The organism is Campylobacter sp. RM15925, from assembly GCF_012978775.1.
GTDB classification, from domain to species: Bacteria; Campylobacterota; Campylobacteria; order Campylobacterales; family Campylobacteraceae; genus Campylobacter_A; species Campylobacter_A canis.
In genome coordinates this window covers 38,601-56,759 of sequence record NZ_LIWP01000002.1, presented here as the reverse complement: position 1 = coordinate 56,759, position 18,159 = coordinate 38,601, and the positions used below count along the sequence as shown (strand labels likewise).

Sequence of the window (18,159 nt, the reverse complement as noted above, 5' to 3'; positions counted from 1 at the left end):
CAAAATTTATTGTTCTTGTTAAAGTTTCAAGCATAAAATTTAAAACGTACTTTGCGGATCGGTAGCTGCATCAACCCAGCCGAGTTTAGCGCCGCCAAGCATATGAAAATGCAGGTGCATAACCTCTTGACCGCCGTTTTCGCCGTTATTTGTTACTAGGCGATAACCGCTTTTGTCAAGCCCCATAAGAGTTGCGACCTCTTGGATAAATTTAGTCATCTCGCCCATTAAGCCCCCGTCCATCTCTTGGAAATTTTTAAAGTGTTTTTTAGGGATTATGAGGATATGAATCGGCGCTTTTGGATTTATGTCGTTAAAAGCCAGAAATTTATCGTTTTCCAGCACTTTGTTGCAAGGAATTTCGCCAGCTACTATCTTTTCAAAAATTGTCATTTATTTCTCCTGTTTAAAATTTTCAAATTATAACAATTCAAAACTAAATTTTATAAAGCAAAAAGACCTTTTATGCAGATTTTATTAAAAATTGACTACAATCAGAACAAAAAATTTAACACGAGGTAAGAATTTGCAAGAGTATAAAGATAGTATAAGTAGGTGCAGTAATTTAGCCGAACTTGACAGAATTCGAGTTGATCTACTTGGCAAAAAAGGTCTTATCACATCCGAATTTGCGAAATTAAAAGACATGAGCGATGATGAAAAAAAATCATTTGCGGCAAATTTAAATAAGCTAAGAGATGAGTTTGAAACCCTGCTTGCAAGCAAAAAATCAGAGCTTGAAAATAGCGAGATAAAGGCTAAGATGAAAGCAAGCGCTATAGACGTGACGCTCTTTAACGAGCCAAATTCAACGGGTGCTCTTCATCCTGTGATGGCTACTATGGATAAGATCATAGAGTATTTTATGATGCAGAATTTCTCTCTTGAAACAGGACCTCTCATCGAGGATGATTTTCATAACTTTGAGGCGCTAAATTTGCCTAAATATCACCCTGCGCGAGATATGCAAGATACGTTTTACTTTAAGGACTTTAAGTTGCTTCGTACGCATACCAGCCCGGTTCAGGTTAGAACCATGATGAGCACTAAGCCGCCTATTCGCATGATAGCTCCGGGAAGCGTTTTTAGACGCGATATGGACCTAACGCATACTCCGATGTTTCATCAGGTCGAGGGGCTTGTGGTTGAAGATGAGGGCGTGGTTAGCTTTGCGAATTTAAAAAGTATGCTTGAAAATTTCTTAAGATATATGTTTGGCGACGTGCAGGTTCGTTTCCGCCCAAGCTTCTTTCCTTTCACGGAGCCATCGGCCGAAGTTGATATAAGCTGTATCTTTTGCAAAGGCGAAGGGTGCAGAGTGTGCAAGCAAACAGGCTGGCTTGAAGTGCTTGGATGCGGAGTGGTTGACTCAAACGTATTTAAGGCGGTCGGCTATAAAAACGTAAGTGGATATGCCTTTGGTCTTGGAGTAGAGAGATTTGCAATGCTACTTCATCAAATTCCTGATTTGCGCTCGCTTTTTGAGGGAGATTTAAGATTATTGGAGCAGTTTAAATGATAATTTCAAGAAATTGGCTAAATGAGTGGGTAGATATATCAAATACTAGCAACGAAACTCTTTTAAAGACGTTAAATTCGATAGGTCTTGAGGTTGATAGCTTTAATGAGATAAAAATTCCTGAAAAAATCGTAGTAGGGTATGTAAAAAGCAAGGCTAAGCACGAAAATGCCGAGAAGCTAAGTGTGTGTCAAGTAGATGTGGGAAGCGAAACTCTTCAGATAGTTTGCGGTGCTAAAAACGTCGAAGCGGGACAGTTTGTGCCTGTAGCACTTGTGGGGGCGGTTATGCCAAGCGGGCTTGAGATAAAGCGCGCTAAACTTAGAGGCGTAGAGTCAAACGGCATGATTTGCTCTTCCAGCGAGCTTGGATTGGTAAAAACAAACGACGGCATTATGCCTCTTGATGAGAGTATCGGAGAGCTTAAACTCGGCAAAGAGCTTAACGAGTATCCGATACTAAACGATACTTTTATAGAGATAGAGCTAACGCCAAACAGGGGTGATTGCTTAAGCGTTTACGGTATCGCTAGGGATGTTTCGGCAGCTCTTGATCTGCCTTTAAAAAATGCAAGCAAATACGACGAAGCTGAAAATTTGCTTGGAATTGGTCGAATTTTGGCGATTCATGCAGAGGAAAATTTAAAAAGCAGTTTTCAATATAGGGTGTTTGAGCTAAAAGATGCTATTAATGAAAATTTGCTTATGAAGATTAGATTAGCACTCATCGAATGCAGCAAAGAACACTGCGTGGAAAGACTTTTGGAATATGCTACGCACGCAACCGGAGTGCTATTTAACGCGTATGATTATGATAAGCTTAAAAAAGATGAAGACAGGGTTGTTTTTGATCTTGAAAAAGATAAATTTCTTGCCAGCAAAATTCTTGTAGGTGGTCAAATTTTAGGAGTTGCGGGCATATATCAAAGCGACTCGGCGGCTCTTGAAAAAGATAGCAAAAAGATCATCATCGAGGCTAATTATACCGACCCTGAAGTTGTAGCTACGACTATATTTGAAGATAAGCAAATCCCTCGCTCTACGCAAGTTTATCGTTCGCTTAGGGGCTCTGAGCCTAATATCGATTTTGGAGCGGACTATCTGTTTAAACTGCTTGCAAATTTCAAAAATGCCGTTCTTTATGCGGGTTCGCAGCAGACTTTACTTACAAAAGAGCCTAAATTCGTAAGCTTTACGATGAGCGAAATGAATAAGATGATAGGGCAAGAGATCGCTAGAAATGATGTGGTTAGGATACTTAAAAAGCTTGGATTTGAAGTAAATTTAAACGCCGAAAAAGAGAGCGTAAATGTAAAGGTTCCGGAATTTCGTCATGATACGCTAAATTTACAAGATGTTTGCGAAGAGATAGTGCGAATGATAGGTATTGATAACATAGCTTCAAAACCTCTGAAATTCAGTGAGCAAAGCAGGATAAACGATACTTACAAAGACTACAAACAAGCTCTTAACTTAAGGCGAAAAGCTGCTGATGTCGGGTTTTTTGAATCGGTTCATTATGTCTTTGATGACGCAAAAGAATTAAGCGAGCTTGGGTTTAAGCCTTGCAAGGCTGAGCTTGCAAACCCTATCACGAGCGAGCTAAATACCCTTAGACCGACTCTTATAAATCATCTTTTAAAATCTGCCGAGAGAAATATCAAAAACTATAAAAAATCGGTTAAAATTTTTGAATTCGGTAGCGTATTTAACGAAAACGGCGATCAGGCACAGAGATTTGGCTTTATCGCAAGCGGACTTGTTAAAGAGCCTACTTTGCTAAATTCCGCAAAGCCTGCCGAGGTTGATTTCTTAAGCTTTGCGTTAGCCATTAAAAATGTAATCGGTGATTTTGAGCTTAAGCCAAGCGGCGATGTGGGCTATCTAAGCGAATTTGAGCAAGCTAAAATTTATCAAAACAATATTTGCGTAGGCTACATCGGCAGAGTTGATATAAGAGTTGAAAACAGTCGCGACTTGCCAAAAACATATCTATGCGAAGTGGAATTTGATAAGCTAAAATGCAAAAAAACGGTAGCGAAGGCTTATTCTAAATTTCCTGCGATAAGTAGGGACTTAAGCCTTATCGTGCCTGAAGATATGAGATTTGAAAAGATAAAAGAGTGTATAAAAGCTCTTAAGATCGAGTGCCTAAAGGAGTTTTTACCTGTTGATATTTATAGGGATAGAAATTTAGGATCAAATTCCAGTTTAACGGTCAAATTTACGTTCCAAGATGATCAAAAGACGCTTGAGGATGATGATATCGCGCTTATAATGGATAAAATTTTAAGCGCATTAAATACAAATTTAGGTATTACGATAAGATGAAAATTTTTGCTTTAAGAGACAGGATAGATGCAAATTTAGAGGTTATCGCTCCTGATAAATCGATATCTCATAGGTGTGCGATATTTTCGTTGCTTTCTGATAAGCCTTCTCGCATAAAAAACTATCTGAAAGCGGAAGATACTCTAAATACTTTAAATATCGTCAAGTTTTTGGGGGCTGAAATTTCCCAAACCGATGATGAGCTAACGATAACTCCGCCTAAAAATTTAAAAGAGCCCGAAGTCGTGCTTGAGTGCGGAAACTCCGGCACAGCGATGAGACTGCTTATGGGATTTTTAGCTGCAAGTGAAGGATTTTTCGTGCTAAGCGGAGATGAATATCTAAACCGCCGCCCGATGGCAAGGGTCGCAAAGCCTCTTGTTGGCGTGGGAGCCAAGATAGACGGCGCAAATAACGGCGATAGGGCACCGCTTGCAATACGAGGAAGCAAGCTTGAGTATTTTAAATTTGATAGCCAAATAGCTTCGGCTCAGGTTAAGTCCGCTTTGCTTTTAGCAGGTCTTAAATCAAACGGATGTGTGATAAATGAGCCTGAGTTAAGCCGCGATCATACCGAGAGAATGCTAAAAGGAATGGGTGCGCAAATAGAGCGAAACGGCACGGAAGTATCGATAAAACCGATGCAAAATCCTCTTAAGCCTCTTGAAATTTTTGTGCCAAACGATCCAAGCTCTGCATTTTTCTTTGCGGTTGCGGCGGCAATCATCCCAAATTCACACTTAGTGCTTAAAAATATGCTTTTAAATAAAACACGCATAGAGGCCTACAGGGTGCTTGAAAAAATGGGTGCGGATATAAAATTTAAAGAGACCAGTAGCGAATACGAGAGTATAGGCGAGATCGAGATAAGATGCGCTCCTCTTAAAGCCGTTGAAGTAAGCGAAAATATCTCTTGGCTTATTGATGAAGTGCCAGCTCTTGCCGTGGCTTTTGCTAATGCAAGCGGAGTAAGCACTATAAGAAACGCAAAAGAGCTCAGGGTAAAAGAGAGCGACAGAATCGCCGTTATGGTTGAAGGACTTAGGAAGTGCGGCCTTGAAGTGAGTGAATTTGAAGACGGTTTTAGCGTCAAGGGTGCGCAGGCAAATAGTGCGATCATAGATAGCCACGGCGATCATCGTATAGCTATGAGCTTTGCTATTTTGGGTCTTAAATGCGGAATGGTTATCGAAAAGAGCGAATTTATATCGACCTCTTTTCCGAAATTTGGCTCTATATTAAGAGAGCTTGGAGCTAGCGTTGAAGATTGAGCTTGCTAGTAGTTACGGATTTTGTTTTGGAGTTAAGCGAGCTATAAAAATAGCTGAAAACGCTAAAGATGCAGCAACCATAGGACCTCTTATACATAATAACGAGGAGATAAATAGATTAAAACTCAATTTTAACGTTAAAACTTTGCAGGGAATTAATGAGCTAAGCGAAGAAAAAAAGGCTATAATCCGTACTCACGGCATAACAAAAACCGATCTAGCAAGGCTTAAAAGCAGCAAAGTAAATGTTATAGACGCCACCTGTCCTTTTGTGACTAAGCCTCAGCAAATTTGTGAAAAGATGAGTAAAGAAGGCTATGATATTGTTATCTTTGGCGATGAAAATCACCCCGAGGTTAAGGGTGTAAAGTCATACGCAGCGGGAAAAGTTTATGTGATACTTGAAGAGAGCGAGCTAGACGGCATAAAACTATCTCAAAAAGTTGCCGTCGTAAGCCAAACTACTCGTAAAGTCGAAAAACTTATGCAGATTGTAAATTATTTAATGCTAAAAACTAAAGAAGTAAGGGTCTTTAATACTATTTGTAATGCTACTCTTGAAAATCAAGAAGCCGTTAAGGATTTAGCTCAAAAAGCCGATGTTATGGTTATAATAGGTGGAAAAAATTCTTCAAACACAAAACAGCTTTATCTGATATCTAAAAATTTTTGCGACGATAGCTACCTCATAGAAAATGAAAGCGAGCTTGAAGGTGCATGGTTTGAAGGCAAAAATCATTGCGGAATAAGCGCGGGAGCAAGCACTCCTGATTGGATTATCCAAGATGTTATAAATAAAATTAAAGAGCTAAAGCCTGATTGAAATTTATACTATCTGAATTTTAAACTAAAATTTAAATTTGTGAAAATTTGAAATTAAATTTTAGATTTAAATTGAAATTTGTACCCAAAATTCAGATAGTTAATCTGCAAATAAGATATTTTAAGTATAATAAATTCAATTTGCCCTCTTACAGGCGCAGATAAAATATACTCAAAAGGACCAAGATGGCTGAGGTGAACAAAAATGTTCAAATAAATAAGGCAAAGGATGAAGATATCGAAGATATAGACTTTGCTGCGATGTTAGAGGAGTCTTTTAAAAAGACCGAAGAAGATAGCGACGGAATTATCGTTGATATAAAAGGCGATGAGGTTTTTGTTAATGTCGGTAAAAAATCGGAGGGTATTTTAAATATCTCTGAGATTAGCGATGAGGATGGAAATCTTAAATTTAATGTCGGCGATACGTTAAAAGTTGCGATTACTGGTTCAAGAGGCGGAAGACCGATCGTTTCTCACAAAAAAGCTTTAAGAAAAGAGAAAGTTAAAGCTTATATAGATGCTTACAATGAAGATAGCGAAGATATTTTTGATGTAAAAATCGTAAGTAAGAATAAAGGCGGTTTCGTAGCTCAAAATAATGACGGTATAGAATTTTTCTTGCCGAAATCTCAAAGCGGCTTTAAGGATGCCGGCTCAATTATCGGAAAAACTTACAAAGTAAAAGTTATTAAAGTTGATAAAGAAGAGCAAAGCATAGTCGTTTCAAGAAAGAGAATACTTGACGAGAATCGTCGCAAGAAAAAAGAGGCTATCTCCTCAATAGTAGATAATCCGGAAGTTATAGAAGGAACGGTTAAAAAAATCACGACTTACGGTATGTTTGTTGATGTCGGTGGAGTCGATGGACTTGTTCATTATAGCGAAATCAGCTACAAAGGTCCTGTAAATCCGGGTTCGCTTTATCAAGAAGGCGACAAGGTTTTAGTTAAAGTTATCAAATACGATGATGATAAAAAACATCTTTCTTTATCGATTAAAGCTGCAATGCCTGATCCTTGGGACGAGATCAAGGATGGGCTGGAAGTCGGCGATACTATAAAAGTAATCGTTAGCAATATCGAACCATACGGCGCATTCGTTGATCTTGGAAATGACATAGAGGGCTTTTTGCACATCTCTGAAATTTCGTGGGATAAAAATATCAAAAATCCAAAAGATCATATAAGCGAAGGCGAAGAGCTTGATGTCGAAGTTATCGAAATAGACGTAAAAGATCGCCGCTTAAGAGTAAGCTTAAAAAATCTTTTACCAAAACCTTTTGATGAATTTAAGGCTAAATTTAAAGAAGGCGATGTGGTAAAAGGTACCGTTACTACGGTTACAAATTTTGGAGCGTTTATTAAGATAGGGGCAGTTGAGGGATTGCTTCACAACGAAGATGCTTCATGGGACAGAAATGATAAGTGCAAAGATATGTTTAAAGTTGGCGATGAGATTGAAGTTAAGATCGTTAAGATCGACAATACCGAGCAAAAAATTTCGCTTAGCTTAAAAGATCTAAAGCAAAGTCCTGTTCAAGAATACGCCAAAAAATACAATGTCGGCGATATCGTGACCGGCAAAATTCGCGATATTAAAGAATTTGGAATTTTTGTAGAGCTTGGCGATAATATCGATGCTCTTATTCGTAAAGAAGATATGGGCAATGTAAAAGCCGAAGAGCTTAATATCAACGATAATATCGAAGCCGCAATCGCATTTATCGACGAGAAAAAGAATAGAATTCGCCTAAGTATCAGACGTCTTGCTAAGCAAAAAGAGCGCGAAGTGCTAAATGAGATAAATAGCGATGACAAGGTAACTTTAGGCGATATCATTAAAGAACAATTGTCGTAAATTTAAATGAAACGGCATCTGTTTGCCTTTGTCGTCGTCTGCTTGCTGATTTTTGTTTGCGCTTCGGGCTTCATGCTTTGGAGGTATGCAAATGCAAATTTGGCTCAAGGCGATTTGGGTAACGAAACAATTCAGCAAACAGAGATAAAAAATGAGAATAAACAGGTAAATTTGTGGGTGAATGAGCTTGCAAATTTGCCTCAAAAAGAGTATATTTTAGCGACTAACGAGATATTTATAGAGTTTAAAGACAAAGCAATTCCTAAAACCAAGAGTGTATATCAACTGATTATTGATAAAGACGATATATACTCTATGTTTTGTCTTAGCCAAACTCTTGATAGCGTTTCGGTTGATTTTAGTATAGTTAAGCAAAATTCAACAAATTTAATCTATCTAAACACACAAGATAAAGATGTCTTAAACCGCATTATAAACGAACTTAAAACTTACGATATACACTCAAGCATAAAGGAGATCAGGTTATGAAAACGATAATTGTATGCGACGCTATTCATAAAATAGGTTTTGAAATTTTAAACCGAGAGGAAAATATAAAAGTAATAGATGCTACTTCGGTGCCAAAAGATGAACTTTTAAATATCATTGGCGAAGCTGATGTGGCTATTACTAGAAGCTCAACGGAGATTGATGAGAAATTTTTAAATGCTGCTAAAAATTTAAAAGCTCTCGTTAGAGCAGGGGTTGGTGTAGATAATGTCGATATAGACGGTTGCTCGAAGCGAGGTATTATCGCTATGAACGTTCCTACAGCAAACACGATAGCCGCAGTTGAGCTAACTATGGCTCATATGTTAGCTGCCGCAAGAAGCCTTCCTTATGCTCATAACGACCTTAAAATGGATAGAATTTGGAAGCGCGAGAAGTGGTATGGAGTTGAGCTTTTTAGTAAAACTTTAGGTGTCATAGGATTTGGAAATATCGGCTCAAGAGTTGCCATTAGAGCGGCGTCTTTTGGTATGAAGATCATAGCTTACGATCCATATATCGATCCGTCAAAAGTAACCGATATGGGCGGAGTTTATACAAGAGATTTTGATGATATTTTAGCTTGCGATTTTATTACTATCCACACGCCAAAGACCAAAGAAACCGCAAATATCATCGGCGAAAATGAAATTTTAAAGATGAAAGACGGTGTGCGACTTATCAACTGTGCTCGTGGAGGACTTTACAACGAAGAAGCGCTTTATAACGGACTAAAAAGCGGGAAGATAGCATTTGCCGGTATTGATGTATTCTCTCGCGAGCCTGCTACCGATCATCCGTTGCTTGACCTTGAAAATGTAAGCGTTACCCCTCATCTTGGCGCAAATACTCTTGAATCTCAAAGCAATATCGCAGTTGCCGCAGCCGAGCAAGCCATAAGTGCAGCTAGAGGCATAAGCTATCCAAACGCTTTAAATTTACCTATCAAAACAGAGGATTTACCGCCTTTTGTAGAGCCTTACATCGAGCTTATCTCAAAGATGTCGTTTTTGGGAGCACAGCTTACTCAGGCTCCTGTTAAGGCTATTAAGGTTGAAGCTAACGGGCAGGTGGGCAACTATATAAAATCAATGCTTACGTTTGCTATAGTCGGTGTTTTAAAAGAGAGTTTAGGGGATAAGATAAACTATGTAAACGCACAATTTATCGCCGATGAAAAAGGAATTTTAACAGACACTACTATCGTGCCTGAGAGCGGATATAAAAACAAAATCACAGTTAAAATAACCACCGATCAAGGCATCACTTCAGTTAGCGGCACGGTATTTAACGAAGCCGAGCAGCGCATAGTAAATATCAACGGCTTTAAGACCGATTTTAAACCAAAAGGCAAGATGATAATCTTTAAAAACTCAGACGTTCCTGGCGTTATTGCTAAGATAAGTGCAATTTTAGCCGAAGAGAAGATAAATATCGCGGACTTCCGTCTTGGACGCGACGATCATGGATTTGCGCTTGCGGTCGTACTTGTAGATGAAAAAGTTTCCAAAGAGACTCTTAATAAGCTTAACGAGCTTGATGTTTGCGTTTGGGCAAAATACGCTGTTATTTGATTATTCTAACCCCCTCTTTTGAGGGGTTATATCTTAAATTTAAAGGCTTTTATTGATTAAATTTTTCTATATTACGTTTTTGGCGGTTTTGTTTGCGGGCTGTGAAAGTGAAGTGCGTAAAAAAAGCGCTCAAAATTTTGAGAAAATTTTAGTCGAGAAAAAGAAATTTCAAAAAATGCCCGAGGATGAGCCAAGTGTTAGCGAGCAACTAACAAGAGAGATTTATTCTCAGATGGATCACAGTAATAAAAAAGAAGGAAAATTTAAATTCGGCAGCAAGCAGAACTAAAATTTGGCGCTAAATTTCAATTCTTGCTTTTTATATTTATAAAATTTACTCCTAAATTTCCACTTCAAATAATAATTTTATAATTGTAAATTTGATATAATCGCCAAGTTTATTTATAAGGAGAATTTATGGCGACATATTCAATGGGCGATTTAAAAAAGGGCTTAAAGATCGAATTAGACGGTATTCCTTACAAGGTGGTTGAATATCAACACGTAAAACCGGGCAAGGGAGCGGCTTTTGTAAGAGCTAAGATTAAGTCGTTTATAGACGGTAAAGTGCTTGAAAAGACATTTCACGCTGGAGATAAAGCCGATCAGCCGAATTTAGAAGAAAAACAGATGCAATATCTTTATGACGACGGTGAGTATTGCCAGTTTATGGATACCGCTACTTACGAGCAGGTAGCTATAAGCGATGATGATGTGGGCGATGTGAAAAAATGGATGATAGACGGAATGATGGTTGATATCCTCTTTCATAACGGCAAGGCTATCGGTGTGGAAGTTCCTCAGGTAGTTGAGCTAAAGATAGTCGAAACTCCACCAAATTTCAAAGGAGATACGCAAGGCGGCAAGAAGCCGGCTACGCTTGAAAGCGGCGCTGTGGTGCAAATTCCTTTTCACGTGCTTGAAGGCGAAGTTATCCGCGTAGATACCGTTAGAGGCGAGTATATCGAGCGAGCTAATAAATAAATTTACAAATAGCCTTTTGGTGTTTTATAAAATTATCAAAAGGCGCTACTTAAAATAATTTGGTTTTTCTAAAATCGCTTCTATTTTTAGAAAAACCTATTAACTTTTACTTTTAGTAAGCTTTCATGGTACCGCAACATTAATTCTAAAATTATGAAATTCTTACCAAAAGACTATTTTAATCATTACTATATTTTTAAAGAAAATTTTTGAATCAAATTCGAAGATACAATAATAAGAAAGCAAGATAATATTTAAAATCTTTTTTAGTTCTCTAATAAATTAAGATATCGCAAAAACAAAATAGTCAAAGCCAAATTTGACTTTGACTAATAACTTATCAAAGCGCCTTTATACGCTCTACTATTTCCATTATTTCGTCATGATTCGGAAGCGCATTTACCGATGTTCCTATCAAATCTTTTTTGGAGTATAGCACATTACCGTCCACTTCGATGATGAAATTTCCGCTATCTCCTACGACTTTATTTACTGATGCGCCAGGGACTTGTTCTAAAATTTTTTCTTCTACACGAGAAGCTGTCGGTCTGTAGTTTCAAGAGTTACAATAAGTTATCTTTACTTCCATTGTGAATTCCTTTCTGGTAAAAAGTTGAATAATTGTAACATATATTTGATAAAATAATATAAAATTTCACAAAAATTCAAAGGAGTAAATATGAAAAAAGTTGCTGTAATGCTTGCAAATGGCTTTGAAGAGATAGAAGCGATAACCATTATTGATATATTAAAAAGAGCCGGAGTTCAGGCGAAATTTGTAGGACTTGATGCAGATATTTTAACAGGAGCTCACGGAGTAAAAGTTCATGCCGATACTGCTTTAGACAAAATTTCCGAGAGCGAGTTTGACATGATAGTGCTTCCGGGCGGCTTGCCGGGCGCTCAGTATTTGGCTGATAGCGATAGGCTCAAAGCCGTTTTAAAAGAATTTGATCTTAACGGTAAATTCGTAGCAGCCATCTGCGCAGCGCCTATGGCCTTGGCAAAAGCCGGAGTGATAAAACAAAGCTACACTTGCTATCCCGGCTTTGAAACAAAAGTTGGCAAAGATGGCTATATAAGTTCACAAAATGTAGTAAAAGACGGCAACATCATCACTTCTCGCGGACCTGCTACGGCTATGGAATTTGCTCTTGAGCTGGTTAGAAATCTTTGTGGTGAGCAAATTTACAAAGATGTAAAAGAAGGTCTTTTGTTTGTTGAGTAAAATTTGACGAAATTTATATTAAAGTCTAAATTTACTAGCTATTTTTTGCAAATTCAGGTATTATCAGACAACCGATTTTATCGGAAATTTGAATTTAAGGAAATGTTACTTTGAATATTTACGTCGGTAACTTGTCATATCGCATGACTGAGGCAGAGCTTAAGGATACTTTTTCGCCGTTTGGCGAAGTGAAACGCGCAAAGATAGTAAGAGATCGCGATACGGATCGCTCAAAGGGATTTGGATTTGTCGAGATGGATGACGCTGCAGGCGCAAAAGCGATAGAGGCACTAAACGATAAAGAGATCGGCGGTAGAACTTTAAGAGTCAATGAAGCTCGCCCGAAAGATTAAAATTTAGCCGCTCGCTTGGGCGGCTTTAAATTTATGCGATTAAATTTTCTTTTTTATTTTTAAAATTTCATAAGTCTTGACTATTTCTAGATGAATTCTCAAATTATCTCTCGTATAGCTCCTACTCCAAGCGGATTTCTTCACGCCGGAAACGTATATAACTTTCTTTTAACCTATCTTTTTACACGTGCTTTTGATGGAATTTTGCACCTTCGTATTGATGATTACGATCTTGTAAGATATAAAAGCCAATATACCGAAAACATATTTCGTGTGCTTGATATGCTTGGTATTGATTTTGACGGCGGAGCTAGCTCGGTGGCTGAATTTGAATCAAAATTTAGCTCCAAATTTAGAGCTTCAAACTACGAAACCGCGCTTAAGAGACTTGAAAATTTAGGAGTTTGCTATGCTTGCGAGTGCTCTCATTCGATGAAAAATTCCTTTATAAACGGCATCTATAAACAAATTTGCCTAAACAAAAATCTAAAATTTACTCTGGGTAAAACCTGCGTCAGACTTCACGTAGATAGCGAGGAGATGATAGAGGTTGGTTGTGACGGCACAAAATTTGGGCTTATAAATTTAAGTCAAAACAAAAAGATAAATTTAGCTCAAAATATGGGTGATTTTATGATATATAAAAAAGATGGCAGTGCCGCTTATAACCTTGCAAGCCTAGTTGATGACGAGCAGCTTGGAGTAAATTTGCTCGTGCGCGGAGAGGATCTGCTTGAGTGTTCGGCCGCTCAAAAATATACGGCAAATTTGCTTGGATTAAATTTCAAAAACTCAAATTTCATCCATCACAGCCTGCTTAAAAGCGGAGATAAAAAGCTATCAAAAACTTCAAATGCGCCTGCCGTAAATTTAAAAGACGGTGCAAAAATTCACTATAAATTTCTAGCTAAAAAACTCGGTTTAAACGAAGCAAAATGCGACACTTTATCAAATTTACTTGAAGCCTTTAAAGAAAATATAAGCCATATAAAAGCGCTCTAAAAGCTACTATTTTGTAAAATCAAACCTAATAAAGGAATGATTATGAGCGATTTTACACATTTACATCTGCACACCGAATACTCCTTGCTTGACGGAGCCAACAAGATAAAAGAGCTTGCCAAAACGCTTAAAAAACAAGGCGTAAGCTCAGTAGCCATAACCGATCATGGAAATATGTTTGGTGCAATTGATTTTTACAAGACGATGAAGGGCGAGGGCATAAAGCCGATAATCGGGCTAGAAGCTTACATCCATAACAGCGAGGAAATCGGCGATAAGAGTTCCAAACAGCGCTTTCACCTGTGTCTTTTTGCTAAAAACGAGATCGGTTATAAAAATTTGATGTATCTAAGTTCGATGAGCTATATCGAGGGTTTTTATTACTATCCTCGTATCAATAAAAAACTATTAAGAGAGCATAGCGAAGGCGTGATATGTAGCTCTGCATGCCTTCAAGGCGAAGTGAATTGGCATCTGAACGAAAGCGAACGAAATTTGCGCTACGGAGCGGGCGGATATGAAAAAGCGCTTGAAGTGGCGCGCGAGTATAAGGAAATTTTCGGTGAGGACTTTTATCTTGAGATCATGCGCCACGGTATCGGTGATCAGCGCAGGATTGATGATCAAATTTTGCGTATAGCAAAAGAGCTTGACATCAAGATAATTGCCACTAACGACACGCACTATACGTTTCAGCAAAGAGCCGATGCGCACGAAGTTTTCATGTGTATCGCGATGAACAAACTGCTTGATGATCCAAACCGCTTGCGCCACAGCGTGCATGAGTTTTACGTTAAGACTCCGGCTCAGATGAGCGAGCTTTTTGCAGATATCCCAGAAGCTATAGCAAACACGCAAGAGATTGCAGAAAAATGCAATCTTGAGATAAAGCTTGGCGACGCTACACCGCCAAATTTTAAATTTACTCTTGAATGCGCAGCCGAGCGAGGACTAAGTCTGCCGGAGCCTGATAATCGCTACAGCTTTGCAAACGACTCGGTGTTTTTTGAGTATGAGTGCAGAAACGGTCTTGCCGAGCGGCTTAAATTTGTGCCTGAAGAAAAGCACGAAGAGTATAAAAAGCGCCTTGAGGTCGAGATAGATATCATAAATAAGATGAATTTCCCGGGCTACATGATGATCGTTTGGGATTTTATAAGGGAGGCCAAGAAGCGCGGCGTGCCGGTGGGGCCCGGACGTGGTTCGGCTGCCGGAAGCTTGGTGGCGTATAGTCTTAGGATAACCGATATCGATCCTATACCTTACAACCTGCTTTTTGAGAGGTTTTTAAATCCCGAGCGCGTAAGCATGCCCGATATTGACGTGGATTTTTGTCAGGATAGAAGAGGCGAGATAATTGACTATGTTATCGAAAAATACGGCAAATTTAACGTAGCTCAGGTTATAACGTTTGGTAAATTGCTTGCTAAAGGCGTTATCCGAGATGTCGCGCGGGTTTGCAATATGCCTTATGCCGAGGCTGACGCAATGGCCAAGCTCATACCTGATGAGCTTGGCATAACTCTTGAGGGTGCTTTTGAAAAAGAGCCAAAGATAAAAGAGCTCATCGATAAAAACGCAAATGCGGCTAGAATTTGGAAATTTGCACTTGATTTAGAGGGCCTAAACCGCAACGCAGGCATGCATGCGGCGGGAGTGGTTATCTCAAACGAGGAACTTTGGAATAAAGCCCCGCTATTTCGCCAGCCAAATAGCGCCGAAGATCACTTTGTAACGCAATATAGTCTAAAATATCTTGAGGATGTGGATCTTATCAAATTTGACTTCCTCGGACTTAAAACCCTAACGGTTATTAATAATGCGATAAAACTTATCAAAAATCGCTTTGGTAAGGATATTATTTGGGAGACGATTGATATAAACGATAAAAAAACTTATGAGATTATTCAAAGCGGACAGGCGATAGGACTCTTTCAAGTGGAAGGTGAGGGTATGCGCAAGCTTGGCTTTAGTCTAAAGCCTGACTGTTTTGATGACATTATCGCGATGGTTGCACTTTATCGTCCTGGGCCTATGGATCTTATTCCTGATTTTGTTGCAAGGAAGCATAAAGAAGCCGAGATAACATATATTTTCCCGGAACTTGAGCCTATTTTAGCTCCTACTTACGGTGTTATCGTATATCAGGAGCAGGTTATGCAGATAGTTCAAACCATAGGCGGATTTAGTCTTGGAGGTGCAGATTTGGTGCGCCGTGCAATGGGTAAAAAGATAAAAGAGGAGATGGATAGGCTTAAAGGGCAGTTCGTAGAAGGTGCGATTACAAAGGGGTTAAACGGAGCAAAGGCTGACGAGCTCTTTGAGATGATTTTGAAATTTGCCTCTTACGGATTTAACAAATCGCATGCCGCAGCTTATGCCATGATAATCTTTCAAACTGCATACCTAAAGACCTATTATCCTGCCGAATTTATGGCGGCTCTTTTAACGAGCGAGGAGGATAATGCGGATAAAATCGCAAAATACATCGACGAAACAAAGCGTATGAACATATCCATACTTCCGCCTTGCATAAATCGCTCTATGCAAGAATTTAGCGTTGTTAGCGAAAACGGAAGCGACGCTATTATTTACGGTCTTGGAGCGATTAAAGGCGTTGGCGGTGCAGCGATAGAAAATATCATTGAGGAGCGTAAAAATGGAGAATTTAAAGAGCTTGACGATTTTGTTTCCCGTATAGATAGCTTTAGGGTAAATAGAAGAGTTGTTGAAAGCCTCATAAAATCAGGCGCTTTTGATACTTTTGGCTTTACTAGAAAGATGATGTTTAATAACCTTGATAATATAATGGAAGCTTGCAAGAGTGCCGCTCAGATCAAGAAAAATAGCGCAGAAAGCCTCTTTGGCGAAGATGAGAGCATGAATAACGTGAAGGTAAATTTGCTGGCGGACGATACGGAATTTGAGCTAAAAGAGAGGCTTTTATACGAAAGAGATAGCGTGGGAATTTATCTTTCGGGCCATCCTTTGCAGGACTTTAAGGCGCAAATTGACGAGATAAGCTACACTTTAAGCTCGGAATTTGAAAGTGTCGGCGAGAGTGCAGAGCTGCTTGTGGTTGGAAAGATCGAAGATATCAGCACGAGGATAGCTAAAAATAGCGGTAAGAAAATCGGTACTTTAAACGTGCTTGATTTTCACGGAAATATCGAAATAACGCTATTTGATCGCGAACTTGCCGAGCTTGAAAAGCTTGGAAATGCAGTTTATGAGACTCCTTACGCCTTTAAGATAAACTTCTCTCGAGACGGACAGTTCAACCGCATAAGGCTTATCGAGATGGTTAGTCTTGAGGACGCTAAGGATATGAATTTTAAGGCGCGAACCTTTAAGAAGCGAAATTTTAACGGCAACGGAAGTTATCAAAACGGCTCTAACGGCTCAAATTTAAAAGAAAAGCCTAGAAATTTAACCCCGCTTGAGCTAAATTTGGACATGGTAAGCCTTAGCAAGGATATGATAACAAATATCTACCGCCTAGCTCAGCAAGATCATCGCAGTGGGGTTGAAAAGAACAATAAAAGCCTAATCATCAAGATAGCCAACCCCGAGCAAAATCAAATTTTAGTTTATAACACGGAATTTGTAGTAAGCGATAATTTTGAAGAAAAGGTAAATAGTCTAGCAGTATAAACAGTGATTATACAAAACAGCTCAAAAGATGATGTAGGCGACATTTTATATCTTTATGACGAGGCGGTTAAGCATAAAAATAAACGGCACAATAGCTTGCATTTGGGCGATAGTCTTTGATAACGCTCAAATTTGGCAAGAAAGAAACGCCGATGCCGCCATATATATACATCGTATAGCGGTAAATCCTAACTTTAGAGGACAAAATTTAGTTTGGCATATAGTAGATTGGGCTAAAGAGTATGCTCTAAAAAGTAGTAAAAATTTTGGCTTACCGAGCTAAATGATACTAAAGGCTTGCCCGTTCATTATCAAAATGCTAAAGTAAGCCTTTTTGAAATTCTTTTTTAATGCTAGAACAAGCGGCTTGCGGGTCGGTCTTGTTTAAATTCGCCTAAATTTATTTAAGAGATTTGACAACTTTTATATTTGCCGCTATTTGCATATGTCGTAAAAACACCAGATGATAAAAATCTCCGTTGTGCCAAGGCGCGTCGTAGGTTTGCACCAGATCACTTACTACGATAACTTCGCGTTTTATGTTTTTTTCGTTTGCGCTTAGCTTGATGTGAAGGGCGAGATTATAAACGCAAAGATCGGTGCAGTCGCCAAAGATGACAAAGGTATTCATATTTGGATTTTGCTCTAAAAAGCGGTTAAATCCGTCGCAATATGCCGAACTTATCGAGTTTTTATAATAAATTTTCATCTCATCAAAAAAGCTTAAATTTTTAAGCTCATCTATCGTCTCAGCCTCGCTCGTTCCTGCTATCGCATGTGGCGGGAAAGCGTCAAATTCGCTTGAAATTTCACCGTGATTATCTTGGATTAAGATGAAATTTTTAAAGCCAAATTTATCGTGCGCTCTTTTAAATGTATCTGCCAAATTTTTAGCTATAGCGCCCACTCTTGGACTAGATAACGCGCCCTCACAGCAAAAGCCGTTTATCATATCTACGCTTACGAAGGCGATATTTTTGCCACCGTTTTTAAAAAGCTCGCTCATCTTAAGTGGCTTTAGCTCTTCGTGCCAAATTTCTAATTCGTCTAAAATTTTTCTATCGAGTTTCATT

Annotated in this window: 17 protein-coding genes; 14 read left to right on the top strand and 3 right to left on the bottom strand. The window is 38.7% G+C overall.

The window, feature by feature from the left end; genetic code table 11:
• Positions 1 to 39: 39 nt before the first annotated feature.
• The gene (locus CDOM15925_RS01635) at positions 40 to 393 is read right to left on the bottom strand and encodes a histidine triad nucleotide-binding protein (RefSeq protein ID WP_169940431.1); all 354 of its coding nucleotides are present in this window, start codon (positions 391 to 393) and stop codon (positions 40 to 42) included.
• Between the two features lie 133 nt (positions 394 to 526).
• Here CDOM15925_RS01635 and CDOM15925_RS01630 point away from each other — a divergent pair, with 133 nt between their 5' ends.
• The 9 genes from CDOM15925_RS01630 (at position 527) to efp (ending at position 10,849) form a co-directional block, all read left to right on the top strand.
• Positions 527 to 1,519 (top strand): phenylalanine--tRNA ligase subunit alpha, encoded by a 993-nt coding sequence (locus CDOM15925_RS01630; protein ID WP_169940429.1) that lies wholly within the window; start codon positions 527 to 529, stop codon positions 1,517 to 1,519.
• On the top strand, positions 1,516 to 3,849 hold the full coding sequence (gene pheT, locus CDOM15925_RS01625) for a phenylalanine--tRNA ligase subunit beta (protein ID WP_169940427.1): 2,334 nt from the start codon (positions 1,516 to 1,518) through the stop codon (positions 3,847 to 3,849). Before CDOM15925_RS01630 ends, pheT begins: the two co-directional genes overlap by 4 nt.
• Positions 3,846 to 5,120 carry a 3-phosphoshikimate 1-carboxyvinyltransferase gene (gene aroA / locus CDOM15925_RS01620; RefSeq protein WP_169940425.1) on the top strand — a complete coding sequence of 425 codons (1,275 nt, stop codon included), beginning with the start codon at positions 3,846 to 3,848 and terminating at the stop codon, positions 5,118 to 5,120. The genes pheT and aroA overlap by 4 nt, the downstream gene beginning before the upstream one ends.
• The gene (locus CDOM15925_RS01615) at positions 5,110 to 5,943 is read left to right on the top strand and encodes a 4-hydroxy-3-methylbut-2-enyl diphosphate reductase (RefSeq protein WP_169940423.1); all 834 of its coding nucleotides are present in this window, start codon (positions 5,110 to 5,112) and stop codon (positions 5,941 to 5,943) included. Before aroA ends, CDOM15925_RS01615 begins: the two co-directional genes overlap by 11 nt.
• A 185-nt stretch (positions 5,944 to 6,128) precedes the next feature.
• A complete protein-coding gene (locus tag CDOM15925_RS01610) occupies positions 6,129 to 7,802 on the top strand; it encodes a 30S ribosomal protein S1 (RefSeq protein ID WP_169940421.1) in 1,674 nt (557 codons plus the stop codon).
• 6 nt (positions 7,803 to 7,808) lie between these two features.
• The gene (locus CDOM15925_RS01605) at positions 7,809 to 8,291 is read left to right on the top strand and encodes a hypothetical protein (RefSeq protein WP_169940419.1); all 483 of its coding nucleotides are present in this window, start codon (positions 7,809 to 7,811) and stop codon (positions 8,289 to 8,291) included.
• On the top strand, positions 8,288 to 9,865 hold the full coding sequence (gene serA, locus CDOM15925_RS01600) for a phosphoglycerate dehydrogenase (RefSeq protein WP_169940417.1): 1,578 nt from the start codon (positions 8,288 to 8,290) through the stop codon (positions 9,863 to 9,865). The genes CDOM15925_RS01605 and serA overlap by 4 nt, the downstream gene beginning before the upstream one ends.
• A 52-nt stretch (positions 9,866 to 9,917) precedes the next feature.
• Positions 9,918 to 10,154 carry a hypothetical protein gene (locus CDOM15925_RS01595; RefSeq protein ID WP_249934663.1) on the top strand — a complete coding sequence of 79 codons (237 nt, stop codon included), beginning with the start codon at positions 9,918 to 9,920 and terminating at the stop codon, positions 10,152 to 10,154.
• A gap of 128 nt (positions 10,155 to 10,282) precedes the next feature.
• Positions 10,283 to 10,849, top strand: a complete 567-nt coding sequence (gene efp / locus CDOM15925_RS01590; RefSeq protein ID WP_169940415.1) for an elongation factor P — start codon at positions 10,283 to 10,285, stop codon at positions 10,847 to 10,849.
• A gap of 340 nt (positions 10,850 to 11,189) precedes the next feature.
• On the opposite strand, the gene CDOM15925_RS10140 is transcribed toward efp, so the two are convergent.
• Positions 11,190 to 11,438, bottom strand: a complete 249-nt coding sequence (locus CDOM15925_RS10140; RefSeq protein ID WP_283956665.1) for an Rdx family protein — start codon at positions 11,436 to 11,438, stop codon at positions 11,190 to 11,192.
• Positions 11,439 to 11,528: 90 nt separating this feature from the next.
• Here CDOM15925_RS10140 and CDOM15925_RS01580 point away from each other — a divergent pair, with 90 nt between their 5' ends.
• The 5 genes from CDOM15925_RS01580 (at position 11,529) to CDOM15925_RS01560 (ending at position 17,369) form a co-directional block, all read left to right on the top strand.
• Positions 11,529 to 12,077 carry a DJ-1 family glyoxalase III gene (locus tag CDOM15925_RS01580; protein WP_169940413.1) on the top strand — a complete coding sequence of 183 codons (549 nt, stop codon included), beginning with the start codon at positions 11,529 to 11,531 and terminating at the stop codon, positions 12,075 to 12,077.
• Positions 12,078 to 12,187: 110 nt separating this feature from the next.
• A complete protein-coding gene (gene rbp / locus CDOM15925_RS01575; protein WP_169940411.1) occupies positions 12,188 to 12,430 on the top strand; it encodes an RNA-binding regulator in 243 nt (80 codons plus the stop codon).
• A gap of 90 nt (positions 12,431 to 12,520) precedes the next feature.
• Positions 12,521 to 13,432, top strand: coding sequence for a glutamate--tRNA ligase family protein (locus CDOM15925_RS01570; protein WP_169940409.1), 912 nt, complete (start codon positions 12,521 to 12,523; stop codon positions 13,430 to 13,432).
• 42 nt (positions 13,433 to 13,474) lie between these two features.
• Positions 13,475 to 17,086, top strand: coding sequence for a DNA polymerase III subunit alpha (gene dnaE / locus CDOM15925_RS01565; RefSeq protein WP_169940407.1), 3,612 nt, complete (start codon positions 13,475 to 13,477; stop codon positions 17,084 to 17,086).
• Positions 17,087 to 17,141: 55 nt separating this feature from the next.
• The gene (locus CDOM15925_RS01560; protein WP_211436635.1) at positions 17,142 to 17,369 is read left to right on the top strand and encodes a GNAT family N-acetyltransferase; all 228 of its coding nucleotides are present in this window, start codon (positions 17,142 to 17,144) and stop codon (positions 17,367 to 17,369) included.
• A gap of 117 nt (positions 17,370 to 17,486) precedes the next feature.
• Here the strand turns inward: CDOM15925_RS01560 and CDOM15925_RS01555 are convergent, their stop codons facing one another.
• Positions 17,487 to 18,158: a cysteine hydrolase family protein gene (locus tag CDOM15925_RS01555; RefSeq protein WP_169940405.1), complete on the bottom strand. Its 672-nt coding sequence runs from the start codon at positions 18,156 to 18,158 to the stop codon at positions 17,487 to 17,489.
• Position 18,159: the final 1 nt, after the last annotated feature.